This is a genomic window from Siccirubricoccus sp. G192 (assembly GCF_019084075.1).
Taxonomy (GTDB): domain Bacteria; phylum Pseudomonadota; class Alphaproteobacteria; order Acetobacterales; family Acetobacteraceae; genus G192.
Window position 1 is genome coordinate 3575052 of record NZ_JAHREN010000001.1, and the last position, 24430, is coordinate 3599481.

General features: G+C 71.4%; 21 protein-coding genes and 2 pseudogenes. 15 read left to right on the plus strand and 8 right to left on the minus strand.

The features are described from left to right. The first annotated feature begins 49 nt into the window (after nucleotides 1-49). Complete coding sequence (locus KSF81_RS31565) at nucleotides 50-1945, plus strand: autotransporter assembly complex family protein (RefSeq protein WP_217380022.1); 1896 nt, start codon at nucleotides 50-52, stop codon at nucleotides 1943-1945. 1038 nt (nucleotides 1946-2983) lie between these two features. Here the strand turns inward: KSF81_RS31565 and KSF81_RS17190 are convergent. After that, nucleotides 2984-3748, minus strand: a complete 765-nt coding sequence (locus KSF81_RS17190; protein ID WP_217380023.1) for a hypothetical protein — start codon at nucleotides 3746-3748, stop codon at nucleotides 2984-2986. A 19-nt stretch (nucleotides 3749-3767) separates the two neighbouring features. Here KSF81_RS17190 and KSF81_RS17195 point away from each other — a divergent pair, with 19 nt between their 5' ends. From KSF81_RS17195 to KSF81_RS17210, 4 genes are all read left to right on the plus strand, one after another. Continuing rightward, entirely contained in the window at nucleotides 3768-5717 is a 1950-nt protein-coding gene (locus tag KSF81_RS17195) for a translocation/assembly module TamB domain-containing protein (protein WP_217380024.1), read from the plus strand. Between the two features lie 200 nt (nucleotides 5718-5917). Then, nucleotides 5918-6373, plus strand: coding sequence for a MarR family winged helix-turn-helix transcriptional regulator (locus KSF81_RS17200; protein ID WP_217380025.1), 456 nt, complete (start codon nucleotides 5918-5920; stop codon nucleotides 6371-6373). A gap of 16 nt (nucleotides 6374-6389) precedes the next feature. Next, on the plus strand, nucleotides 6390-7484 hold the full coding sequence (locus tag KSF81_RS17205; protein WP_217380026.1) for an HlyD family secretion protein: 1095 nt from the start codon (nucleotides 6390-6392) through the stop codon (nucleotides 7482-7484). A gap of 10 nt (nucleotides 7485-7494) precedes the next feature. After that, on the plus strand, nucleotides 7495-9036 hold the full coding sequence (locus tag KSF81_RS17210) for a DHA2 family efflux MFS transporter permease subunit (RefSeq protein WP_309139595.1): 1542 nt from the start codon (nucleotides 7495-7497) through the stop codon (nucleotides 9034-9036). Here the strand turns inward: KSF81_RS17210 and KSF81_RS17215 are convergent. Together KSF81_RS17215 and KSF81_RS17220 are read right to left on the minus strand one after the other, a co-directional pair. Next, nucleotides 9021-10112, minus strand: coding sequence for a nitronate monooxygenase family protein (locus KSF81_RS17215; protein WP_254453589.1), 1092 nt, complete (start codon nucleotides 10110-10112; stop codon nucleotides 9021-9023). The genes KSF81_RS17210 and KSF81_RS17215 overlap by 16 nt on opposite strands. Before the next feature lie 24 nt (nucleotides 10113-10136). Then, entirely contained in the window at nucleotides 10137-10883 is a 747-nt protein-coding gene (locus tag KSF81_RS17220; RefSeq protein ID WP_217380027.1) for an enoyl-CoA hydratase-related protein, read from the minus strand. A gap of 278 nt (nucleotides 10884-11161) precedes the next feature. Between KSF81_RS17220 and KSF81_RS32240 the strand changes: the two are divergent. Next, nucleotides 11162-11419, plus strand: a pseudogene (locus tag KSF81_RS32240) (tripartite tricarboxylate transporter substrate-binding protein); the annotation flags it as partial. A gap of 28 nt (nucleotides 11420-11447) precedes the next feature. Next, a complete protein-coding gene (locus KSF81_RS29940) occupies nucleotides 11448-11990 on the plus strand; it encodes a tripartite tricarboxylate transporter substrate-binding protein (protein WP_309139596.1) in 543 nt (180 codons plus the stop codon). Between the two features lie 79 nt (nucleotides 11991-12069). On the opposite strand, the gene KSF81_RS17230 is transcribed toward KSF81_RS29940, so the two are convergent. Further along, nucleotides 12070-12474: a hypothetical protein gene (locus KSF81_RS17230; RefSeq protein ID WP_217380029.1), complete on the minus strand. Its 405-nt coding sequence runs from the start codon at nucleotides 12472-12474 to the stop codon at nucleotides 12070-12072. Nucleotides 12475-12970: 496 nt separating this feature from the next. On the opposite strand from KSF81_RS17230, the gene KSF81_RS17235 reads away from it, so the two are divergent. Then, nucleotides 12971-13900 (plus strand): 1-phosphofructokinase family hexose kinase, encoded by a 930-nt coding sequence (locus KSF81_RS17235; protein ID WP_217380030.1) that lies wholly within the window; start codon nucleotides 12971-12973, stop codon nucleotides 13898-13900. 2 nt (nucleotides 13901-13902) lie between these two features. Here the strand turns inward: KSF81_RS17235 and KSF81_RS17240 are convergent, their stop codons facing one another. The 3 genes from KSF81_RS17240 to KSF81_RS17250 form a co-directional block, all read right to left on the minus strand. Beyond that, nucleotides 13903-14361, minus strand: coding sequence for a thioesterase family protein (locus KSF81_RS17240; protein ID WP_217380031.1), 459 nt, complete (start codon nucleotides 14359-14361; stop codon nucleotides 13903-13905). 101 nt (nucleotides 14362-14462) lie between these two features. Further along, entirely contained in the window at nucleotides 14463-14831 is a 369-nt protein-coding gene (locus tag KSF81_RS17245; RefSeq protein WP_217380032.1) for a hypothetical protein, read from the minus strand. A gap of 149 nt (nucleotides 14832-14980) precedes the next feature. Then, a complete protein-coding gene (locus tag KSF81_RS17250) occupies nucleotides 14981-15688 on the minus strand; it encodes an RraA family protein (RefSeq protein WP_217380033.1) in 708 nt (235 codons plus the stop codon). Nucleotides 15689-15869: 181 nt separating this feature from the next. On the opposite strand from KSF81_RS17250, the gene KSF81_RS17255 reads away from it, so the two are divergent. From KSF81_RS17255 to KSF81_RS17270, 4 genes and pseudogenes are all read left to right on the plus strand, one after another. Next, nucleotides 15870-17267, plus strand: a complete 1398-nt coding sequence (locus KSF81_RS17255) for a carbohydrate porin (protein WP_217380034.1) — start codon at nucleotides 15870-15872, stop codon at nucleotides 17265-17267. A gap of 209 nt (nucleotides 17268-17476) precedes the next feature. Beyond that, entirely contained in the window at nucleotides 17477-17752 is a 276-nt protein-coding gene (locus tag KSF81_RS17260) for a type II toxin-antitoxin system Phd/YefM family antitoxin (protein WP_217380035.1), read from the plus strand. 53 nt (nucleotides 17753-17805) lie between these two features. Next, nucleotides 17806-19618 (plus strand): annotated as a pseudogene (locus KSF81_RS17265) (ABC-F family ATP-binding cassette domain-containing protein). A 54-nt stretch (nucleotides 19619-19672) separates the two neighbouring features. After that, entirely contained in the window at nucleotides 19673-20545 is an 873-nt protein-coding gene (locus tag KSF81_RS17270; RefSeq protein ID WP_217380036.1) for an ATP-binding cassette domain-containing protein, read from the plus strand. Here KSF81_RS17270 and KSF81_RS17275 read toward each other — a convergent pair. After that, on the minus strand, nucleotides 20475-21326 hold the full coding sequence (locus tag KSF81_RS17275; protein WP_217380037.1) for an alpha/beta fold hydrolase: 852 nt from the start codon (nucleotides 21324-21326) through the stop codon (nucleotides 20475-20477). The genes KSF81_RS17270 and KSF81_RS17275 overlap by 71 nt on opposite strands. Nucleotides 21327-21438: 112 nt before the next feature. On the opposite strand from KSF81_RS17275, the gene KSF81_RS17280 reads away from it, so the two are divergent. The 3 genes from KSF81_RS17280 to KSF81_RS17290 are packed head-to-tail and all read left to right on the plus strand — an operon-like array spanning nucleotide 21439 to nucleotide 24099. Next, nucleotides 21439-22653: an MFS transporter gene (locus KSF81_RS17280; RefSeq protein WP_217380038.1), complete on the plus strand. Its 1215-nt coding sequence runs from the start codon at nucleotides 21439-21441 to the stop codon at nucleotides 22651-22653. A 49-nt stretch (nucleotides 22654-22702) separates the two neighbouring features. Beyond that, nucleotides 22703-23068 (plus strand): hypothetical protein, encoded by a 366-nt coding sequence (locus KSF81_RS17285; RefSeq protein ID WP_217380039.1) that lies wholly within the window; start codon nucleotides 22703-22705, stop codon nucleotides 23066-23068. Next, nucleotides 22996-24099: a M20/M25/M40 family metallo-hydrolase gene (locus KSF81_RS17290; protein ID WP_217380040.1), complete on the plus strand. Its 1104-nt coding sequence runs from the start codon at nucleotides 22996-22998 to the stop codon at nucleotides 24097-24099. The genes KSF81_RS17285 and KSF81_RS17290 overlap by 73 nt, the downstream gene beginning before the upstream one ends. Nucleotides 24100-24430: the final 331 nt, after the last annotated feature.

Consider the following 24430-nt stretch of genomic DNA (forward strand, 5'->3'; position numbering starts at 1 on the left):
CCTGCCACCCCCGCCGGGAACCCCGGCGCAGGAAAGTGCTTTCGAAACAGTGCCGCGCCCTCGCCATTCCCTGCCACTGCTGCTGCTGCTGCTCGCCGGTCCCGCGGTGTCGCAGCAGGCGCCGCCTGCGCCGGACGCCGCGCCGCCCGTGGAGACGCCGGACGAACCCTCCATCCTGCCTTATCGGGTCGAGATCCAGCCCACCGGCGATGCCGGGCTGGATGCCGCGCTGGCCGCCGTTTCCCAACTGGCCCGGCTGCAGGAGCAGGCGCCGACGAGTCCAATCGGCGTGCTCAGCCGGGCGGAGGGCGACCGCGAGCGGCTGCTCCGCGCCCTGCAATCCGAAGGCTATTGGGGTGGGACGGCGCGAATCGAGATCGCCGGCCTGCCGCTCGGCAGTCCCGGCTTGGCGGAGCGGCTGGAGCGGGCGGGGCCGGAGCCGGTTCCGGTCCGCATCATCGCCGAGCCCGGCCAAGTCTATCGCATCACCAGCGTCACCGTCCGGCCCGAGAACCCGGCCGGCGCTGAGGCCGTGGCAGCGGCCACCGCCGAGCCCTTCGGCCTCGCCCCCGGCGACCCGGCCCAGGCCGGGCCGGTGCTGAGCGCCGAGCGGACGCTGCGGGACCGGCTGCTTGCCTCCGGCCATCCGCTGACGACGGTGGCCAACCGGGAGGCAGTGGTGAACCACGACAACCACAGCATGGAGGTTGCGTGGCGCCTCGCCCCCGGCCCGCTCGCCCGATTCGCGCCGCCGGATGTGGAGGGCGCGGTGCGGGTCGACCCCGCCTTCCTGCGCCGCCAGGCCAGCCGCATCGCCGGGGACGTCTATAGCCCGGAGCGGCTGGAGCGCGCCCGGAAGGACCTCATGGCATTAGGCGCCTTCGAATCGGTGCGGGCCCGGGCGGCGGAGCGGCTGGACGAGGCCGGCCGCCTGCCCACCACCTTCACCGTCACCGAGCGCGCCCGCCACGCGCTGGGCGTCAGCCTGGCCTATGAAACGAATTACGGCCCCTCCGGCCGGATCTACTGGGAGCACCGCAACCTCTTCGGCCATGCCGAGCGGCTGCGGCTGGAAGCAGAGGTGGCACGGATCGGCGCCGGCGACGGGGTCGACAAGATGACCTATCGCGCCGGCGCCACCTTCCGCCGCCCCGGCCTGCTTGGGCGCGACCTGACGCTCGTCGCCAGCCTCGGCGCATTGCGGGAGCGGCTGGATGCCTATGACCGGGATGCCATCACCGCCTCGGTCCTGCTGGAGCGGCGGCTTTCCGAGCGGCTTTCGGTGCAGGCCGGGCCGGTCGCCGATTTCGGCCGGATCGGCCCGCCGGACGGCAAGCTCGACCCCTACCAGATCATCGGTTTCACCTTCGCCGGCCGCTATGATGGCTCCGACAGCCTGCTGGACCCCGCGCGCGGCTGGCGGGCGAATGGCAGCCTCACCCCCTCCCTCAGCCTGCGCGATACCGCGCCCTTCGCGCCGCTCCGGCTGACCGGCAGCACCTATTGGGACGTGTCGGGAGACCGGCGCAGCATCCTGGCGGTGCGGGGGACGGTCGGTTCGCTGCTCGGCGCCGGCCGGTCGGATGTGCCGCGGCATCAGCGCTTCTATGCGGGCGGCGGCGGTTCGGTGCGTGGCTATGACTACCAGTCGATCGGGCCGCGGGATACCCGCAACAAGCCCTCCGGCGGCGCCAGCCTGCTGGAGGCGAGCATCGAATGGCGGCAGCGCGTCTGGGGCGATTTCGGCGCGGTGGCCTTCCTCGATGCCGGCACGGTCGGCACCGGCTCCGCCCCCGATCTCTCCACCTTGCGGGCGGGCGCGGGGCTGGGGCTCCGCTACTACACGGCGATCGGGCCGATCCGGGCGGATGTCGCGCTGCCCCTGGTGAAGCAGCAGGGCTCCTCCGGCTACGGGCTCTATATCGGCATCGGCCAGGCGTTCTAGATGAGGGGATTCTCCGGACTCCGGCGGCTGCGCATCCTGCTGCCCGTGCTGGCGGGGCTGCTGTTGTTCGCCCTGACCGGGCTGGCACAGGACAGCGGCTCCGGCGGCGGCACCTGGCTGGAACGGCAGTTGGAATCGCTCGTGCCCGGGCTGCGGGTGGAGGGGCTGGAAGGCACCTGGCGGGCCCAGCCGACGGCCCGGCGGATCACGCTTTCGGATGCGCGAGGGGTCTGGCTGGTGCTGGAGAGGGCGCGGCTCGACCTCGCCCCCACGGCCCTGCTGCGCGGCGTGCTCCGGCTGGAATCGCTGGAAGCCGATCTGCTGCGGCTGGAACGCCTGCCGGAGAGCAACCCCGCGGCGGCCCCGGCGCAACCCACCTCCGGCGGCTTCCTGCAACTGCCGGAACTGCCGGTGGATGTCTCGATCGACCGGCTGGAGGTGCGGCGGCTGGAACTGGAACCAGCAGTGGCCGGCCAGGCGGCCGCCTTTTCCATAGGCGGCCAGGCGGCGCTGCGCTCGGGCAGCCTGCAAGCCAAACTCGACCTGCGCCGGCTGGACGCCGAGGGCAGCGCCACCGCCGATATCGCCCTGACCCCGGCCTCCGGCCGCCTCTCGGCCGAGGTCGCGCTGCGGGAAGCCCCGGGCGGATTGGTGCCGAGCCTGCTCGGGCTGCCGCAGCATCCGCTGGCACTTGACCTGCGGCTGCAAGGCCCCGCCAGCGGCGCCGCCCTGACCCTGGAAGCGGGGCTTGGGCCGGAGATCGCGCTCTCCACCCGGGGCGAGGTCCGCGCCACGCCGGACGGTGCCTTTGGAGCGCGGCTGGAGGGCCAGGCGCGCGCCGCGCCGCTGCTGCCGCCCGATCTGGCGCCGCTTGCCACACCGGTGCAATTCTCGCTCGACGCCGACCTGCCGGCGAACCGGCGCCTGGCGCTGCGCAGCCTGCGCCTGGGCCTGCCGGCCGGCCAAGTCAGCGCCAGCGGCAGCGCCGATCTGGCCAGCGAGGCGCTGGACCTTCGCCTCATCCTCGACCTCGCGGAATCAGCGCGCTTCGCCGCCCTGCTCCCGGCCGGGATCGGCTGGACCGGCGCCCATGCCGAGGCGCGGATCGGCGGCACCATCAGCCGGCCGGAAGTCTCGCTGGAGGCGACGCCCGAGGGGCTGGCCACCGGCATCCCGCAGGCCGATGCGGTGCTCGGCCCCACCCCGCACCTCACGCTGCGAGCCGCCTTGCCCGGCCCCAGCCTGGACCTGGTGCTGGCCGGGGCGGCCGGGCGGCTGGCGGCCGAGGGCAGCCTGGCCGAGCCGCTCGCGCTGCAGGCCCGACTTTCGCTGCCGCGGCTGTCGGTGCTCGGCCCCGGCTCGGAAGGCGCCCTGGAGGCGGTGGTGCAGGCCAGCGGCAGCCTGGCGGACCCGACTCTCGTCATCACCGCCGAATCCGGGCGGATCGAGGCGGCGGGTCGGGTACTGGAAGCGCTGCGGTTGCAGGCCAGGGTCGAGACCCCCCTCTCCGCCCCGCGGGTCCAGGCCGATCTGGCCGGCCGCCTGGCCGAGATGCCGCTCAGCCTCGCGCTCCGCGGCCAGCCCGAGGGCGGCAAGCTGCGGCTGGAGCAGGGCGAGGCGCGGCTCGGCCCGGCGCGGCTCTCCCTGACCGGGCTGCTCGATCCGGCGGCGGCGCTGTTCGACGGCACGGCGCGGCTGGAGGCCACGGACCTCGCCCCGCTCGGCCGCTTGGCCGGGCTGGCCGATCTGGTCGGGCGGCTGGTCCTGGAAGCCCGGCTCAACCCCACCGCCCAGGGGCTGCAAGGCTTCAATGCAAGGCTCGATGCCCCCCCGCCTGGCCCTGGCCGGCACCGAGGGCAGCTTGCAGGCCACCGCCAGCGGCACCCCGGCGGCGCTCGACTGGACCGTCCAGGGCCGTGCCGATGCGGGTGCAGTCTCCGGCCGCGGCAGCCTCGCCTCGGCGAATGGCGGCTGGCGGCTCGACCTCGCGGCGCTGGAGGCGCAGGCGATGGGCGAGGCGCTGCGCCTCGCCGCCCCGGCGCGGGTGGTGCTGGGCGCGGATGGCGGGGTCGAGGTGCCGGGGCTGGCGCTCGCCGTCCAGGGCGGCGGGCAGGTCCGGGCCGCCGGACGCTGGGGGCCGGAACGGGCCGATCTGACGGTCACGCTTTCGGCCCTGCCGGTCGCGCTGGCCGAGCGCTTCGTGCCGGATCTTCAGCCGCAGGGCACGGTGTCGGGCGAGGTGCGCGTCACCGGCCCGGTCGGTCGGCCGGAGATCAAGGCCACCCTGCAAGGCTCGGGGCTGCGCTCCGGGGCGGATTGGGCGCTTGGCCTGCCGGCCCTGATGCTGCGGGCCGAAGCCTCGATGGCCGGCGAGGCGGCGCAGCTTCGCGCCGAGATCGATGCCGGCCCCGCCGGCCGCCTCACCGCCACGGCGCGGCTGCCCGGCGGCTTCGGCCCGCAGGCGCCGCTCGCCGCCTCGCTGGAGGGGAACCTCGCCCTGGCGCCCCTGGCCGGCCCCTTCCTGGCGGCCGGGGCGGACCGGGTGAGCGGGCGGATCGCGGTAGCCTTGCGGGCGGAGGGCACCGTCGGCACGCCGCAGCTCGGCGGCCGCGCCACGCTCTCCGGCGGCGGCTACCGCAATGCCGAATACGGCGTCCGCATCGACAACCTGGCCGGCACGGTGGTGGGCGACGGGACGCGGCTGGTGATCCAGCAATTGCAGGGGCGCACCCCCGGCGGCGGCAGCATCACCTTGAGCGGCAGCCTGGATGCCGGGGCGCCCGGCCTGCCGGCCGATATCACGCTGACGGCACGCAATGCCCGGCCGGTGACCTCCGATCTCGTCACCGCCACGATCGGTGCCGATCTGCGGCTGACCGGGCCGCTGCTCGGCGGCGGCAGCCTGGCGGGCGAGGTCCGGGTGCAGCAGGCGGAGATCCGGGTGCCGGAGCGCCTGCCGGCGAGCGTGCCAACCCTCACCAACGTGCGGCAGGTCGGCCGCCGGCCGGGTGCGGCCGCGGCCCCACCACCGCCGCCGCCGGCGGCCGTCACGCCGGCGGCGCCGCCGATCAACCTCGCGGTGCGGGTCCTGGCGCCGGGCCGGGTGTTCATCCGCGGCCGCGGCATCGATGTGGAGATGGGCGGGGAGGTGACGATCGGCGGCACCGCCGCCGTGCCGGTGCCGCAGGGCCAACTGACGCTCCGCAGCGGCACGCTGGACGTGCTGGCGCGGCGCCTGACCTTCCAGCGCGGCACCATCGGCTTCGTCTCCGGCACCCTGACGCCGCAACTCGACCTGACGGCGACGGCCCAGGCGCGGCAGACCACCATCACGGTCAAGGTCCAGGGCACCCCGGCGGCGCCCGAAGTCACCTTCACCTCCACGCCGGAACTGCCGCAGGACGAGATCCTGGCGCGGCTGCTGTTCGACCGCGCCACCAGCAACCTCTCGCCCTTCGAGATCGTGCAATTGGCCAGCGCGATCGGGCAGCTCACCGGCATCGGCGGCGGCACCAGTGCGCTGGACCGGGTGCGAGGCGCGCTCGGTCTCGACCGGCTCGGCATCACCAGCGACACCGCCGGCACCGGTGCGGCGGTGGAGGCGGGGCGCTATGTGGCGCCGGGGGTCTTCCTCGGCGTCCGCCAGGGTCAGAGCGGGCAGACCGGTGTCGGCGTGCAGGTGGAGATCACGCCGCGCCTCAAGCTGGAGGGCCAGACGGCCACCGGCCCGGCCGGGGACCGCATCGGCCTCTCCTATGAACTTGAGTATTAGAGCGTGATCGCTTGAGGTGCTCGCACCGAAAAGCGTGAATCACGCGACCAGACAAAGGCCTGGAGCATGATGCGTGAACGAAGGTGAACGCATCATGCTCTAGAATGAACGCCTTTTCATAAATTCGCGGCTTGGTCGTATCGCCCTCGGTATTGAGGGGATGATAACGCTGCTTATGTTCAGCGGCGTTAGGAGTTGCCATGCCGGACCGCTCGGATACCGATCTGCTCATCCTGCTGCATGATGTCGCCCGGCTGGTACGGACGCTGGCCGACCGCCGGGCCCGTGCCCATGGGATGACCCGGGCGCAGTGGATGATCCTGTTCCGGCTGCGCCGCCGGGACGGCATGACCCAGCGCGAATTGGCGGAGCTTCTGGAGGTCGAGCCGATCACCGTCGGCCGGTTGGTGGACCGGCTGGAGGCCCGCGGCATGGTCAAGCGCTGCGCCGACCCGGCCGACCGGCGAGTCTGGCGGCTGCACCTCACCCCCGCCGCCGCACCGGTCCTGGCCGAGATCGACGAGACCCGCCACGCCTTCGATGCCGCGGCGACGCGCAACCTGCCCGAGGCCCAGCGCGCTGCTGCCATCGCCGCGCTGCTGACCATGAAATCCAACCTGCTCGCCCTTGGTGCCCTGCCCGGCGAAGCGGCCTGAGAAAGACCACCCCGAGATGCCCGAAGGATCCGTTCGCGTCTTCAAGAACCTGGAGGAGGATGCCTCGGCGCCCGAAACCCCGAGGCGCCGCCGCTGGCTGCGCCCGGCGCTGATGCTGGGCGGCATCCTGGCGGTGGCGGTCGGCGCCGGCGTCTTCTGGCTGGAGGGCGGCCGTTATGCCGGGACCGATGACGCCTATGTCCAGGCCGACAAGCTGCTGGTGGCCACCGACGTCTCCGGCATCGTGCAGCGGATCGCCGTGCATGAGGGCGACAAGGTCGAAGCCGGCCAGGTCCTGTTCCAGCTGGACCCCGCCCCGTTCCGCCATGCGCTGGATGGCGCCCGGGCGCAGCTTCGCCAGACCGCGCTCAACCTCGCCGCCATGCAGGCCGACTACCGGCGCATCCAGCGCGACATCGCGGCACAGGAGGCGGCGGTGCAGCTCGCCCAGGCGCAATACGAGCGTCAGGCGCAATTGGTGAGCACCAGCGCCGTCTCCCGCGCCAGCTTCGACCAGGCACGCTTCGGCCTGCAGCAGGCGCAGCAACAGGCGGAATCGCTCCGCGCCCAGGCGCAGGTGCAACTGGTGAAGCTGGGCGGATCGGCCGAGGCCCCGGTGGAGCAGCACCCGGATTACGTGGAAGCCGAGGCCCGCGTCGCCGAGGCGGAGCGGCAACTCGACCACACCACCATCCATGCCCCCTTTGCCGGGATCGTGACGCAGGTGTCCAGCCTGCAGCCGGGCCAGTATCTCGGCGCCGCCACGCCGGCCTTCGCCCTGGTCTCCAGCGATCATGTCTGGGTCGATGCGCAGCCCAAGGAGACCGACCTGACGCATGTGAAGCCGGGCGATCCGGTGACGGTGACGATCGACACCTATCCCGACCGGGTCTGGACCGGGGTGGTGGCGAGCATCAGCCCGGCTTCCGGCTCTACCTTCAGCGTGCTGCCGGCGCAGAATTCCTCGGGCAACTGGGTGAAGGTGGTGCAGCGCATCCCGCTGCGCGTCCGGGTGGAGCAGCCCGCGGATGCGCCGCAGCTCCGCGCCGGCATGAGCGCGGTGGTGAGCATCGATACCGGCCACGTCCGGCACCTCTCGGACATCTTCTGAGGAGGGCTGCGTGGCAGACCCCCACCATCCGGGCGTGGTCCCGCACCGCGCCCTGATCACCGTCTGCGCCATGGTGGCGACGCTCATGCAGGCGCTGGACGGCACCATCGCCAATGTCGCCCTGCCCTATATGCAGGGCGGCCTGACGGCCACCGCGGACCAGGTCACCTGGGTCCTCACCTCCTATATCACCGCGGCCGCCATCATGACGGCGCCGGTTGGCTTCCTGGCGGCGCGGTTCGGGCGGAAGGCCGTGTTCCTCGCCTCGATCGGCGGCTTCACGCTGGCCTCCCTGCTCTGCGGCGCGGCGCAATCGCTGCCGCAGATGGTGATCTTCCGGCTGATGCAGGGCGCCTTCGGGGCGGCGCTGGTGCCGCTGTCGCAGGCGACCATGCTCGACATCTATCCGCCGGAGCAGCGCGGCCAGGCCATGGCGATCTGGGGCATGGGCGTGATGGTGGGGCCGATCCTGGGCCCGACCCTCGGCGGCTGGCTGACCGAATCCTGGAACTGGCGCTGGGTCTTCTACGTCAACCTGCCCTTCGGCCTGCTCGCCTTCCTCGGCCTGCTCTTCTTCATGCAGCGGGAACAGGCGGATCGCGGGCGGGGCTTCGACTGGCTCGGCTTCGGCGTGCTGTCGCTCGGCATCGGCGCGTTGCAGATCCTGCTCGACCGCGGCGAGTTGCTGAACTGGTTCGGCTCGACTGAGATCATCGTGGAGGCCGTGCTGGCCGGCCTCGGCATCTATCTCTTCCTCGTCCACATGGCGACGGCGGAGCACCCCTTCATCCCGCCACGCATCTTCCGCGACCGGAACTTCGTCAGCGGCCTCGGCGTGATGTTCGCGGTGGGTGCCATCCTGTTTTCCACCGCGGCGCTCCTGGCGCCCTATCTGCAGACGCTCGGCAACTACCCGGTCTTCACGGCCGGGCTCATCATGGCGCCAAGGGGCCTCGGCACCATGGCGGCCATGCTGATCGCCGGCCGGCTGGCCACCCGGTTCGACCCGCGCAAGGTCATGCTGTCAGGCATCCTGCTGCTGGCCTGGACCCTTTACGACATGACCGGCTGGACGCCGGATGTTTCCATGCGGACGCTGGTGACGACGACGGTGCTGCAGGGCTTCGCCCTGGGTTTCGTCTTCATCCCGCTGAACCTGGTGGCCTTCGCCACGCTGGACCCCAGGCTGCGCACCGATGGCACGGGGCTGATCAGCCTGCTGCGCAACCTCGGCAGCGCCATCGGCATCTCCGCCATGGCGGCGCTGCTGACGCGCAACACGCAGGTCGTCCATTCGGAACTGGTGCAGCATGTGAGCCCGCTGAACCGCCTGTTCGAGTGGCCCGCGATCCACCGCTTCTGGGACCCGGCGACCCAGCACGGCGCGGCGCTGCTGAATGCGGAAATCACGCGGCAGGCCAGCATCATCGCCTATGTGGACGACTTCAAGCTGCTGATGCTGCTGGCCCTGGCGATGCTGCTGATGCTGCCGCTGATGCGCCGGCCGCCACGCCTGGCGGCTGCGGGTCCGGCGCATCAGGCAATGGATTGACGGGGGGACCAGGCCCTCCCCGTTCCCGTAAGGCCGGGGTAGAGCGATACCCCGGCTCCTTGTCCTATTCGGCCGCGGCTTCGAGCAGCTTTTCCCAGGCCGGGTTCAGCAGCGCATTGCCGGCGCCGAGGCGCGCCCGTGCCGCGTGGTATTCGCGCCGGTAGCGGGCAACCAGGTCGCGCGCCGGCACCACTTCCTTCACCACGCCGATGCCGTGGCCGGAGCCCCAGATATCCTTCCAGCGCCGCTTGCTGCGGTCGGTGCCGAAACTCATCTGCGAGCCCCCCCTCAGTCGGCAGGTTGTCGGGGTCGAGGCCGGCGCGCTTCAGCGTGGGCTTCAGGTAGTTGCCATGCACGCCGCTGATGAGGTTGGTGTAGATGATGTCCTGGGCGCTGCAATCGACGATCATCTGCTTGTGCTCTTCGATCGCCCGCGCCTCGTGCGTGGCGATGAAGGCGCTGCCGATATAGGCGAAATCCGCGCCCATCGCCTCGGCCGCCAGGATCGAGTTGCCGCCCGCGATGGAGCCGGAGAGCGCGATCGGCCCATCGAACCAGGCGCGGGTCTCCTGCATCAGGGCGAAGGGGGAGATGGCACCGGCATGGCCGCCGGCGCCGGCCGCCACCAGGATCAGCCCGTCCGCGCCCTTCTCCACGGCCTTGTGCGCGAAGGTCTGGTTGATGACGTCGTGCAGCACGTATCCGCCATAGCCGTGCACCGCCTGGCATACCTCCGGCCGCGCGCCGAGCGAGGTGATGATGATCGGCACCTTGTGCTTCACGCAGACCGCCAGGTCCTGCTCCAGCCGGTCGTTGGATTTGTGGACGATGAGGTTGATCGCGAAGGGCGCCGCCGGCCGGTCCGGGTGCTGCGCATCGTGCTTCGCCAGCCGCTCCTGGATCTCGAGCACCCATTCCTCGAACTGCTCGGCCGGGCGGGCATTGAGCGAGGGCATGGAGCCGATGATGCCGGAGGTGCATTGCGCCACGACCAGATCGGGCACCGAGATGATGAAGAGCGGCGAGCCGATCGCCGGCAGCGACAGCCGACCTTTTAATGAGGCAAGCAGGGACATGGCACGGTTTCCTGTGTTCCGTAATCAGGCTTTGGGTTTCAGCACGCCGGCCATGATGGCCTGGGTTTCGGGCGAGGCAAGCTGGCGGGCGAAGATCACCCGCTCCTCCTCCATCCGCGCCAGCAGCGCCGGGCGGTCCCGGCGCAGCAACGATTTCGTCAGGCGCAACGCCTCCGCCGGCTTGCGCGCCAGCGCGGCGGCGGTGGCCGTGGCATTGGGCAGCAATTCGGGCAGCGGCACCAGGCGGTTCACCAGGCCGATCTCCTTGGCTGTCGCGGCATCGAAGAACTCGCCGAGCAGCATCAGCTCCGAGGCGCGGTGGTGGCCGGCCAGCCAGGGCAGCAGCAGCGAGGAGCCAAGCTCCGGCACCACGCCGAGATCGACGAAGGGCAGGCGGAAGCGGGCCTCCGGCGCGGCATAGATGATGTCCGCATGCATCAGCATGGTGCAGCCGATGCCGATGGCGAGGCCGGGCACCGCGGCCACCACCGGCTTCTCGAAATTCGCCAGGCCGAAATAGAAGCGCTTGCTCGGCGGCGGGCCATCGTCGGCAGGCCGGTTGCGGAATTCGCCGATGTCGTTGCCGGCGCAGAATACATCGCCGCTGCCGGTCAGCAGCAGGCAGCGTACCGCATCCTCCCGCGCGGCCATCTCGACCGCATCGGCGAGCCCGGCATACATGGCGCGGGTAAGGCTGTTCTTCTTCTCCGCCCGGTCGATCGTCACGGTGCAGACACCCTCCGCGACAGCGACGCGGATATGCTCGGACATGGTCTTTCTCCTGGGGCGCCAACTGGGGGCGGTTGCCGGCCATAGCAGGATGCGGCCCGCCCGGCGTCAAGCCGCCGCTTCCCCGCCCCGCTCCGGCGTGCCAGCCTGGGCGGAAATACCGGGAGGATGGAATGACAGGCTACAGTCTCGGGCGGCGGCCCCTGCTCGGGTTTGGCGCAGCCCTCGGCCTGGCGGCGCCGGCCCTGGCGCAGCCGGCGGCGAGCAGCCGGCCGGTCACGCTGGTGGTGCCCTTCCCGCCCGGCGGCTCCACCGATGTCATGGCGCGGCTGCTGGCGGAGCGGATGGCGCCCATGCTCGGCCAGCCGGTGCTGGTCGAGAACCGGCCGGGCGGCGCCACCGTGGTGGGCGCCGAATATGTCGCCCGCGCGGCGCCGGATGGCCATACGGCGCTGGTGAATTCAGGCACCACCCTCACACTGAACCCGCTGCTGATGCGGAACCTGCCCTACAAGCCCGAGGATTTCGCGGCCGCCTCGCTGCTCTCCGTCCTGCCCTTCGCCTTCCTGGTGCAGAACCGACTGCCGGCGACGGTCCCGGGAATTCGTGGCGTTGGCCAAGGCGCGGCCGGGGCAACTCAATTACGGCACCAACGGTCCCTCCAGCTTCAACAACATCGCCGCGGTGCTGGTGGCGGATGCGCTCGGCATCCGCATGCAGGACGTGACCTATCGCGGCGACGCCGCCCAGCTCAACGACTTCCTCGCCGGCACGCTGGACCTGCTGGTGGTGGGCGGCGCCAGCGCCATCCAGCCGCACCGCAACGGGCAGGGCCGCATCATCGGCTGGACCGGCGAGCGGCGCATGCCCTTCATGCCTGATATCCCGACCTTCACCGAATTCGCGCCCGGCACGGTGGCGCAGACCTATTTCGGCCTGGTGGTGCCGGTCCGCACGCCGCGCGCTGCGGTGGAGCGCCTGTCGCAGGCGGCTGCCCAGGCGCTGCGGGAGGACGGCCTGCGCGAACGCCTGCTGGCCGAGGGGCAATTCGCGGCAGGCTCCACGCCGGAGGAAGCCGAGGCCTTCCTGCGGCAGGAGGCCGACCGCTGGCGCCCGGTGCTGCAGCGGATGAACCTGCAGCTTGGCTGACAGGCAACACGCCGCCAGCCGAGCCTTCCCTGGTGCCGGGCGCCCCGGGCCTTTGCTTCCGAGGCGCCGCGCCCATTCCTCAGCGGTCGTAGACCACGTTGTACATGCCGCCACCCTGCTGCACGAGCCGCGGCCTGCCGCCGCTGCCGAGCGGCATGGCGGCGGACATGCGCGTGTCGTAGACCACTTCGAGCATGCCGTTCACATTCTCCAGGCGTACCACGCGCTGCGACTGCGGCGAGCCGGGCGGCATGGCATAGACCACGTCGATGCCGCCGCCGCCCTGGCTGATCATGACATTGCGGATCGAGGCGCCCTGCGGCAGCGCCGCGACCGGCATGCGCTGGCCCGGCTGCATGGCGGCCATCGGCGCTGGCGCGGCGGCCATCGGTGCCGGTGCGGCCGCCTGTGGCGGTGCGGCATCGGTGGTGGTGCAGGCGGCGCCGGTGACGAGGACGGAAGCGAGGATCAGGTTGCGAAGCATGCGGCCCTCCCAGGGACTATGTTCCGGTCTTCGGATCAGGCGTGGCCGCGGTTACGCTGCGTCCGGTGCCCGGCCCGGGCCGGACGCGCATCGGCCGGCCGCAGAATGACAGGGTGGCGGCGCAAGCACCCGGAAGGATGGTTGCCTCTCCGCAAAAGGTGATATCGGCCCGCTGCCGGCCGCAACCCACCGGAGCCCGGAAGGTATGGCGGCTTGACGCCACTGGCCGCCGCACCTGCCTCCACTCCGGAATCGAGTTGGAGCGCTGGGCCGGGGTGATCCGCCAGGCCGGCATCCCGGCCGGCTGATGGGCCGCTCCGCAGCGCGGAACGCAGCCGAACCGGGCCGCCGCATTCGCGCTGGAGCATGATGCGTTCACCTTCGTTCACGCATCATGCTCCAGGCCTTTGTTTGATCGCGTGATTCACGCTTTTCGGTGCGAGCACCTCAAGCGATCACGCTCTAGGATGCGGAACCACCGGGCCGGGACCACCGCATGCGAGAACGCATCGTCACCCTGACATTGAACCCCACCGTTGACATCGCCTCCAATGCCGAGGCGGTGCAGCCGGTGCGCAAGACCCGCACGCGGGACGAGAGCTTCGATTCCGGCGGCGGCGGGGTGAATGTCTCCCGCGTGCTGCGCGAGCTGGGTGGCGAGACGCTGGCGGTGATCCTGGCCGGCGGCGTCAGCGGCCGGCTGCTGGAGGAATTGCTGGATGAAGGCGGCGTGCCGCGCCATTCGGTCCCGATCGCCAGCCGCACCCGCATCAGCCATACCGTCTACGATCTCTCGGCCCGGCTCGAATACCGCTTCGTCCCCGAAGGCCCAGTGCTCGCCGAGACCGAATGGCAGGCAGCGCTGGACGCGCTGGAGACAGTGCCGGGCGGCTGGCTGGTCGCCAGCGGCAGCCTGCCGCGGGGCGTACCGGATGACCTCTATGCCCGCGCCGCCGGCATTGCCGCCCGGCGCGGCCAGCGCTTCGTGCTCGATACCTCCGGCTCGGCACTGCGGGCGGCGCTCGGGCAGGGCCTTGCGCTCATCAAGCCGAGCCGCGGCGAATTCGAATCCCTGATCGCCCGGAAGCTGCCCTCCACGGCGGCGCAGGAGGAAGCGGCGCTCGACCTGGTGCGGCAGGGCGCGGCGGAGCTGGTGGCGGTCACGCTCGGCCATGAGGGGGCGCTGCTGGCCGAGCCCGGCGGTGTGCTGCGGCTGCCGGCGCTGGACGTGCCGGTGCTGGGCGCAGTCGGCGCCGGGGACAGTTTCCTCGCCGCCATGGTGCTGATGCTCTCCCGCGGCGAGAGCCCGCGCGAGGCCTTCGCCTGGGGCATGGCGGCAGGCGCCGCGGCGGTGATGCGGCCCGGCACGGCGCATCCGCGGCGGGCGGATGTGGAGGCGCTGCGGCGCCGGATCGGCGTGGTCTGAGGCTATTCGCGCCGCCGTAGCGCCAGCCGGCGCGGCGGATTGCCGGTGGCCAGCGCGGCGAATCGGTCCAGGATCGCCTGCGGCCAAGCCGCGACCTTGCGCGCTTCGAGGTCGACGCAGAGGTAGAGGACCTCGTTCTCCGCCGCCAGCCAGCCCTCGGTGGCGTGGTGCATCCGGTGCAGGGCCAGCAGCCGCTTGCCGTCGAAGCCCAGCACCTCATTGGTGCAATTGAGCGGCATGCCCTCCCGCACCTCGCGGACATAGTTCACCCAGGTCTCGGCCGCGAAGGTGCCGAGGCCCTGCGCCCGGAAGGCCGGGCCAAGGCCGAGCTCCGGCCAGAGCTGGTCGGTCGCCATGTCGAATACGGCCAGGTAGAAGGCCATGTTCATATGGCCGTAATGATCCACCCAATCAGGCCGGACGATGGCAAGCGGCGGGGCCTGGCCGGCGTCGTCACGCATGGAATCTCCTGCTCCGCTGCAATAGGGGCGGCCGGAATAGCATGCCGGCGACCGCACCCCCACCCTGGCCGGGAAGGAGGCCGGGCAGAGGCGCGGCGGCATCAGCAGCCGGGATAGGCCAGCCAGCCCAGCACGGCACCCCCTGGCCCCTCTACCCGCAGCGCATCGGCGCAGCGGCGTTCCAGGAAGAAAGCCGGGGCCGAAGGGGCGGCGGCCGGCAGATCGGGCCGCGCCTGCCGCCGCAACACCTCGCCCGAGGCACGGGCGAGGCAATCCTCCATCGTGCTGCCACGCTGGATGCGTGCCGCCACGAGACCGCCGGGCAGCGCCTCGGCAGCCGTGGCGAAACCTGGCGGGTCGCCGGCGAGGCAGGCCCGCAATGCGGGTGCCAGCGCGGGCAAGGCCCCCGTCCATTCCTGCGCGGCGGCACCGGCGGCGCCGGACAGCAGGCCGATGGCGGCCAGCAGCACGCATCCTGCCGGCAGCGCCGGTCCTGCATCCTGCGCCGGCCGATTCAGACCGCCGGGCCATTTGGCCCTTTGGTCATCGGACGGCCTCGCATCCTGCGCCGGCCGATTCAGACCGCCGGGTCGTTCGGCCCTTTGGTCATCGGACGGCCTCAGTGGATCTCGTCCGCCTTGGACAGCGCCTCGCGCAGCTTGCCGATGTCGAAATCGTCGCGCTTGCACATGTCGAGGATCACCGCCTCGCGCCGGGCAACGAGGTCGATCGCGGCGGGCAGTTGCCGCACCGCCTCGGCCGGGATCACCACCGCGCCGTGGCGGTCGGCATGCACCACGTCGTCATGCATGCAGGGCATGCCGTGGACCGACACGTCGCGGCCGAAATCCACCATATGCACATGGGCATGCGACGGATTGATCATGCCGCCGATGATCTGGAAGCCCGGCGCCAGCATGTCGAGGTCGCGGAAGGACCCGCTGGTGACGCAGCCCAGAACCCCCAGCTCCTTGTGGATATTGGAATTCACCTCGCCCCAGAAGGCGCCAAAGCCCGGGCTCTCGTCCAGGTCCTCGATCACCACGATGGTGGGCAGGTCGGCATCGGCGACGTATTCGTACCAGCCGACACGGGCATCCTTGTCCTGCTGGCGGGTGCGGCCGGAGGGGGCGGCGGCGCGGATCTGGCCGGTGCGCGCCAGGCCGCAGATCGGCGGCAGGCCGGGGTCGGCGGCGACGAAGGGCTTCAGGGTATAGCCGCGGCCGCGGCGCGCCGGCACCACCAGTTCCAGCGCATTGCAGATGGTGGGCGTGTCCCAGCGGCGCAGCAGGTCGAGGTCGGTGCGGGTAAAGGGGCGTTCGGTCATCTGAGGGGTCCTCCCGGGAGCCGCAGGATCGGCGAGGCGGCGCGGCCGGTCAAACCCTCCCCCAACAGCGCCGGGGCCGGTCCGGGCATCCCGCGTGACAGCCTGGCGAAAACCGATCGGGTTGCGGTTGCCGCGGCCGGTTCGGTCACGTAGCACCGCGGCGGCCGGGAAGGATCGATTCATGGCAGGTTTCAGGCAGGTGGGCTGGCCCGGGGCGCTGCTGCTGGCCGCCCTGCTGCTCCTGCCCGGCGATGCGGGCGCCCAGCGCGGCACCGCCGGCCCGATCTACCAGCCCAATATCGATGCCCTGCTCGATGGCGCGGAGGAGTGGCTGGCCCGGCTGGAAGCGCAGGGCTGGCTGCTGCGCGGCCAATTCACCGGCGTGCTGCAAGGCCATACCCGCATCCGCTCGCCCTATCGCGGCGAGAACAGCCTCTCGCCCCGCTTCAGCCTGGAGAATACCCAATCCATCGACCTCGTGCTCGGCCGCCGGCTGTGGCGGGATGCGGAAGTCGTGGCGGTCCCCTCCGTGACCCGCGGCTTCGGCCTGTCCAATGCGCGGGGCATCGCCGCCTTCCCGAATGGCGAGGCTTTCCGGCTGGGCAGCCAGGACCCCTATGCCTTCCTCTCCCGCCTGTTCCTGCGCCAGACCATCGGCCTCAGCGCCGACACCGAGGGGCAGGACCCCGACCCGATGCGCTTCGCCGGCCCCCTGCCGCGGGAGCGCATCACCATCACCGCCGGCAAGGTCTCGGTCTGGGATTTCTTCGATGACAACCGCTACGCCCATGACCCCCGCAGCCAGTTCCTGAACTGGGCCCTGATCGGCGCCGGCGCCTTCGACTTCGCCGCCGATGCGCGCGGCTTCACCAATGGCCTGGTGCTGGAATGGGAGGATGGCACCTGGGGCCTGCGGACCGGCGGCTTCATGGTGGCCCGGCGGGTGAATTCCCTGTCGCTGGAGCCGCAATTCTTCAAGGGCTGGCAATGGCTGGCGCAGGTGGAGCGGAGCTGGGAGATCGGGCAGCGGCCCGGGACCGTGCGGCTGCTGGGCGGCCTCTCGCGCACCCGCTCCGCCACCTGGGCCGCGCTCACCGGGGCGGTGCTGGCGGGCCAGGAGGATACCGAGGGGCTGCGCGCCTTCCGCACCAAGGGCATGGCGGCGTTGAACCTGGAGCAGGAGGTGAATGACAGCCTCGGCGTCTTCGCCAGGCTCGCCTGGAATGACGGGCGGGCGCAGAATTGGATGTTCACCGAGATGGACTGGTCCGCCTCCGCCGGCCTGGCCCTGGCCGGGCAGCGCTGGGGTCGGCCGGAGGACACCGTCGGCTTCGGCTTCAATGTCGGTGGCCTCTCGGATGCGCACCGGCGCTTCCTGGCGGCGGGCGGCATCGGCTTCATCACCGGCGACGGGCGGCTGCGCTATGCGCCCGAGACGATCCTGGAGACCTATTACGATATCCGCCTGGCCCCCGGGCTGAACGCCGCGGCCAACCTCCAGCTCGTGGTGAACCCGGCCTACAATGCCGATCGCGGCCCGGTACCGATCTTCGGCCTACGCCTGCACGCGGCCTTTTGAGCCCTCCCGCGGGCCGGGCATGCCGCGTCTTGCTCAGCCTCCAGAAAATGGATTGGTCTGATGCGCGTGCTTGTTCTACTTAGAGTGGCGTATCTGCATACCGGAAGTTCGGCCTGGAGTTTCAGTCTCGGGATGCAGACGCCAAGGACCAGGCGGCCTGTCGCCTTCCGCTGCATCCTGCACCGGCAGAATGGAGGATCATATCGCGCATGGCTGGCAGGCAGCGTCACGAGGACGAGGCGATCCGGCCGAGCCCGGAGGGCGATCCGGCGCCTGGGCTGGAGGGCATCCCGCGCGCCGATATGGGCGTGCTGGAGGAATCCCTGCCAAGCCTGGTTGACCAGGCGATCCGCGGCCCGGTGGTGCTGACGCGGAACGGCGCCGACGCCTTCATCCTGCTGCCGCTCGATGCCTATCGGCGGCTCTGGAGCGCGGCGCCGCGGCCGCCGGTGATCGAGATGGAGGACGACGAGGCCAAGGCGTAGCGTCCCGGGTGCTTGACGCGGGGCGCAACCTCGCCGCCTTTGCCGGCCACGCCATGGCACCTCCCCTTCTCCTCCTCCAGGATATCCACCTCACCCTCGGCACCACGCCGCTGTTGCAGGGGGGCGACGCTTTCGGTCGGGCCCGGCGAGCGGCTGGCGCTGGTCGGCCGCAACGGCTCCGGCAAATCCACCCTGCTGCGGATCGCCGCCGGGCTGGTCGAGCCGGAGGCGGGCACGCGCTTCCTGCAACCCGGAACCACGCTCCGCTACCTGCCGCAGGAGCCGGACCTCGCCGGCGCGCCCAGCACGCTCGCCTATGTCGAGGCGGGGCTCGGCCCGGGCGATGACCCCCACCGCGCGCGCTACCTGCTGGAGCGGCTGGGGCTTGGGGGCGAGGAAGATCCGGCGCGGCTCTCGGGCGGCGAGGCGCGGCGCTGCGCACTGGCCCGTGCCCTGGCCCCCGCCCCCGACATCCTGCTGCTGGACGAGCCGACCAACCACCTCGACCTGCCGGCCATCGCCTGGCTGGAGGAGGAGTTGCGCGGGATGCGGGCGGCGCTGGTGCTGATCAGCCATGACCGCCGCTTCCTGGAAACCCTCTCCCGCGCCATGGTCTGGCTCGACCGCGGCACCACCCGCCGGCTGGACCGCGGCTTCGCGCAATTCGAGGCCTGGCGCGACCAGGTGCTGGAGGAGGAGGAACGGGACCAGCACAAGCTCGACCGGCAGATCGTGCGGGAGGAGCACTGGATGCGCTACGGCGTCACCGCCCGGCGCAAGCGCAACATGCGCCGCGTCGGCGAGATGGCGGCGCTGCGGCAGCGCCGGCGGGAAGCGCTGCGGGCCACCGGCACGGTGCGGATGGCGGCCAGCGAGGGCGAGGCTTCCGGCACGCTGGTGGTGCAGGCGGACGGCATTACCAAAGGCTATGGCGGCGCGCCGGTGGTGCGGGACTTCACCACGCGGCTGCTGCGCCGCGACCGGGTGGGGATCGTCGGCCCGAACGGCGCCGGCAAGACCACGCTGCTGAACCTGCTGACCGGCGCCCTGGCACCCGATGCCGGCACGGTGCGCCTCGGCACCGGGCTGGCCATGGTGACGCTGGACCAGCAGCGGGAGAGCCTGGACCCTGCGACCTCGCTCGCCGAGGCGCTGACCGGGGGCAGCGGCGACATGGTCTTTGTCGGCGGCACGCCGCGGCATGTGGTGGGCTATATGAAGGATTTCCTCTTCGTGCCGGACCAGGCGCGCACCGCGGTCGGCGTGCTCTCGGGCGGCGAGCGCGGCCGGCTGATGCTAGCCCGCGCCCTGGCCAAGCCCTCCAACCTGCTGGTGCTGGACGAGCCGACCAACGACCTCGACCTCGAGACGCTGGACCTGTTGGAGGAATTGCTCGCGGATTACCAGGGCACGGTGCTGGTGGTGAGCCATGACCGCGACTTCCTGGACCGCGTGGTGACTTCGGTGATCGTCGCCGAGGGCGATGGGCGCTGGCAGGAATATGCCGGCGGCTATAGCGACATGGTGGCGCAGCGCGGCCGGGGCGTGGACGCGAAGCCGGTTCCGGCGACGGAACGGCCGGTGGCCCCGAAACCCGCGGCGCAGGTGCCGCCTCCCGCGGCGAAGCGTAAGCTCGGCTTCCGGCAGCAGCACGCCTTGCAGACCCTGCCCGCCCGTATAGAGGCTTTGCAGGCCGAGATCGGGCAGTTGCAGGCAGCCCTGGCCGATCCCGGCCTCTATGCCCGCGACCGTGCGCGGTTCGAGCGCTTCAATGCGGCGCTGGCGGGAAAGCAGGCGGAGCTTGCCGGGGCCGAGGAGGAATGGCTGGAGCTTGAGATGCTGCGGGAGGAAATCGAGGGCGGTTGAGGGTCTGGCCCATGCAAATTTAAGTCTACTTATTTAGTAGAATATCAAGTAGCATTGGCGAAGCTGGAGGGTGGCAGCAAGGTGGCGGTGCGTATCGAGACTCTCACGAAGCGCGTCTTCGGCCGGGCGGGCAGCCGCACGGTGCTCGATCGGGTTTCGTTGGAGATCGGCCAGGGCGAGCTGGTTGCCCTGCTCGGGCTGCCGGGCAGCGGCAGAGCCGCGTTGCTGCGCGTGGTCGCCGGGCTGGACGAGCCGGATTCCGGCCGCATCCTGCTGGAGGGGCAAGATATCGCCCGGCTGCCGCCGCGCCGCCGCGGTATCGCGCATGTCTTCCAGCATGATCCGCTCTTCGGGCATCCGACGGTGTTCGACGCGGTGGCGGCGGCCATTCCCGACGCGCCGGACGGCCCGGCGCCCGGTGCCGCCGAGCAGGCCGAGCAGGTGCACCGGCTGCTTGGCCTGGTGGGGCTCGGCGAGGATGCCGGCTGGCTGCCGGCCACCCTGCCGCCGGCGCAGCGCCATCGCCTGGCCCTGGCCCGCGCCCTTGCCGCCTCACCCCGGCTGCTGCTGCTGGGCGAGGCCTTCGGCACGCTCGACCCCGCCGCCGCCGCACCCCGGCGCTGGCTGCGGCGCGTGCAGGAGCGGCTGGGCCTCACCACCCTCCTGACCGCGCATGGTCCGGCCGAGGCGCTGGCGGTCGCCGACCGCGTCGCGGTGCTGCGGGAGGGGCGGCTCGAACAGATCGGGACGCCGGCCGATTGCGCCGGCAGCCGGCGACCGAATTCGTCGCCGCGCTGCTCGAATCACCGGCCCGGCCTGAACCGGGATGGGGCTTCCCGTTGCGGCCGGATCCCTTCTAGCCCTTCGCGTCCAGGCTCCAGCGGCCACGCTCGACCGTGCTCAGGAACTCCTGCATGGCGCGGTTGAAGGCGGCCGGCTCCTCCAGGTTGATCGCGTGGCCGGTGCGCGGGTGCATCCAGAGCCCGGCATTCGGCAGCACCTGCTTCAGGAAGATGTTGGTCTCGATGCAGGGCGCATCCTCATCGCCCACCGCGAGCAGGGTCGGCACTGCCATCCGCCGCAGGTCGGCCTCCCAGTCGAGGATCGAATCCCGCGCGCCCTGGTAGTGCCCCATGGTCATGCCGGAGCCGAGGCCGGAATGCTCGGCAAGCCGCGCCATATAGGCTGCCCAGCCGCGCGGGTCCTTCTTCTTGAGCTGGATGCGGGTCGGGCTGTGGCCGGTTTCCTCGGCCAATTCGCCGGGCCAGCCCTGGGCTTTCAGCTTCGCCGCCCGCGCCTCGCAGGCCGCGCGGAAGGCGGCCTGTTCCTGCCGCGGCGAGCCCGATCCGGCACCGGCCACCACCAGCGCCGTCGCCATCTGCGGGTAGCGGATGCCGAACAGCAGCGTCGCGAAGCCGCCCATGGAAAGCCCGGCGACATGCGCGCGGGGGATGCCGAGATGCCGCAGCACCGCGGCGATGTCATTGACGGCATGCTCCTGCCCATAGAGCGCCGGGTCTTCCGGCACGTCGGAGGGTGTGTAGCCGCGCGCTGCATAGGCGATGCAGCGGTATTCGCGGGAGAAGAACCGCATCTGGTCCTCCCATTCCCGATGGTCGGCGCCGAATTCATGCACGAAGATGATGGGGTGGCCGGTGCCGGCTTCCTCGTAATACAGCCGGGCGCCTTCGGACGGGGCATAGGGCATGGCGGTTCCTCCGGGACTCCCGCCTGATCCTGCACCGGATCGCGCGCACTGCCAGCCCCTCGACAGTTTGGCCCGAACACGGAACCCTGGCGCAAACGCCAGCCGAGCATCGATGGGCCAGCAACCGCCCCAGCATCCCCTGCGCCGCCTGTTTGCCAACCCCGCCTTCCTGCGCCTCTGGGCCGTGGGTGGGCTGGCCAATGCCATGCGCTGGGTGGATATCCTGGTGGGCGCCGTCTTCACCTTCGAGGTGACGCGCTCCGCCCTGGCGGTGGCCCTGGTCGCGCTGGTGCGGGCCTTGCCGATGCTCTTTGCCGGCGCGCTGGCCGGCGCGGTGGCGGAGGTGCTGGACCGCCGGCGGCTGCTGATGGCCGGCCAGGCGCTGACCGCCGCCGGCGCCTTCATCATCATGGCCCTGGCGCTGGCGGGGCGGCTGGAGGTCTGGCATCTCGGCGCCAACGGGCTGCTGGCGGGGCTGGTCTGGACCGGGGAGATGGCGTCCCGCCGCCGCATGGTGACGGAGGCGGCGGGCGAGCGGGACGTGGTGCAGGCGGTCGCCCTTGATAGCCTGACCACCAACACCACCCGCATGGCGGGGCCGCTGATCGGTGGCCTGGTCTATGAGACACTCGGGCTTGCCGCCGCCTATGCGCTCGCCGGCAGTTGCTATCTGTTGGCGCTGCTGCTGCTGGCAGGGTTGCGGCACAGCCAGCCGCCGGGACGCCTGCATGTCCGGAAGGTCGCCGCCGACATCGCCGATGCAATTCGGGTGGTGCGGCGGATGCCGGTCCTGCAGGTGGTGATCCTGGTCACCATCGCGATGAATGTCTTCGGCTTCTGCGTCACCACGGTGCTGCCGGCGCTCGGCAGCGCCGCCTATGGCGCCACGCCCTTGCAGGTCGGTTTGCTGACCGCCGCGGAACCGGCCGGGGCGCTGCTGACCGGGCTGTTCCTCGCCTCCCGCCGCGGGGTGCCCCTGCTGCCGGGGCTGATGGTGGCCGGCGGCGGCTTCACCATGCTGTGCCTGGTGCTGCTGCCGCTGATGCCGACCCTTTGGCTGGCGGCGGGCATGCTGATGCTGGGTGGCATCGGCACGGCGCTGTTCTCCGCCCTGCAGACCGCGCTGCCAGTGACCCGGGCGCCGCCCGAGGCGCGCTCCCGCGTGCTTGGCCTGGTCACCACCTGCATCGGCATGGGTCCGGCGGGGGTGCTGGCGATTGGCGTGCTGGCGGATGCGATCGGGCCCGGCCGGGCGATCCCCATCATGGCTGCATGCGGCGGCGCGTTGCTGCTGGCGACCTGGCTGACCGTGCTCCGCCGGCATTGAAGCGGCGCCCCACCTGGCGGAGACTGGCGGGCGCGAGGGAGATGCACGCATGAGCGAAGCGGTCGCCAAACACCTGCTGTCCCGCAAGGGGGAAATCCTGGAGCGGCTCTCCGCGCTGCTGCGGCTGCCGAGCGTCAGCACCGACCCCGCCTATGCGCCCGGGATGCAGGCGGCGCGGGAATTCCTGCTGGCGCGGCTGCGCGAGATCGGCCTCGCCGATGTCCGGCTGCTGGAGGCCGGCGGCCAGCCCGCGATCTACGGTGCCTGGAACGGCGCCCCGGGCCGGCCGACGCTCATCATCTACGGGCATTATGACGTGCAGCCGCCCGATCCGCTGGACCTGTGGCAGACGCCCCCCCCTTCGAGCCCACGCTCCGCGATGGCCGGCTCTATGCGCGCGGCGCCTCGGATGTGAAGGGCTCGACCCTGGTGGCGGTGGAGACCATCGGCGCCTTCCTGGCGGTGGAAGGCGGCTGCCCGGTGAATGTGAAGCTGTTCCTGGAAGGCGAGGAGGAAGTCGGTAGCCCCTCCCTGCCCGCCCTGATCGAGAAGCATCGCGACCTGCTGGCGGCCGATGCCATGCTCTCGGCCGATGGCGGGCGCGCGAGCACCAGCGTCCCCACGGTGAATGTCGGCTGCCGCGGCATCTGCGCCTTGCAGGTGGCGCTGCGGACCGCCGCCAAGGACGCGCATTCCGGCCGGGTCGGCGGCGCGGTGCGGAATGCCCTGCACGAGATGGCAAGGCTGGTCGCCTCCCTGCATGACGACCAGGGGCGCATCCGCGTGGCGGGCTTCCTCGATGGCGCCATGGAGATCACGCCGGAAATCCGCGCCGAAAGCGCCGCCCTGCCCTTCGACGAGGCCGGCTGGTACGCGGATCTCGGGGCCGCCCCCTATGGCGACCCCGACTATACGCTGCGCGAGCGGATCACCCTGCGGCCCACGGTCGAGGTGAACGGGATGTGGGGCGGCTATACCGGCGCCGGCGGCAAGACCGTGCTGCCCTGCGAGGCTTCCGCCAAGCTCACCATGCGCCTGGTGCCGGGCCAGGACCCGGCCCGGGCGCAGGCGACGGTGCGGGCACATCTGGAGACGCATTGCCCGCCCGGCGTGGAGCTTCGCTTCGACTACCGCCCAGGCGGCACCCGCGCCTTCACGCTGGATGGCGACCATCCGCTGCTGACGGCGGCGGAACGGGTGACGGAACGGGTGCATGGCGTCCGGCCGGTGCGGACACGGGCGGGCGGCACGGTGCCGATCACGACAATGTTCCAGGAGCGTCTGGGCATCGACAGCCTGATGTTCGGCCTGGCGATGCCGGATGAGGACGCGCATGCGCCGAACGAATTCTTCCGACTGTCCTCGCTGGAGGAAGGTCTGCGCACCTGGCCGCTGCTGCTGACTGAACTGGGCCGGCTGACCCCGGCGGAATTCCCCCGCGGCTGAGGGAAGCTGCCGCCTACGCCCGCCTTCGCGTGACATCCGGGAAATATTGCGGCCAATGAACATTGAAGGTCGGGCGGCGAGGTACCATTTAGGACTGGCATATCTGCCGGCGAAGTTTGGCAGGTCTGTCGTGGTTGCTGCGGTGTGTCTTTGATGCCGGCGTTCTGCTGGCCTTTGGCCCCTATGCTCCCGGACCGCATGGCCGCCGAGCCCCCGTTACGCCGGAAGCCACAGGGCCGATGGACACGGGAATCCGGCATGACGTGATGGTCTTCGAGCGCGCTTCCGCGTTGAAGGGACATGCCGGGTTGCAGCCACCAGGTGGTTACGC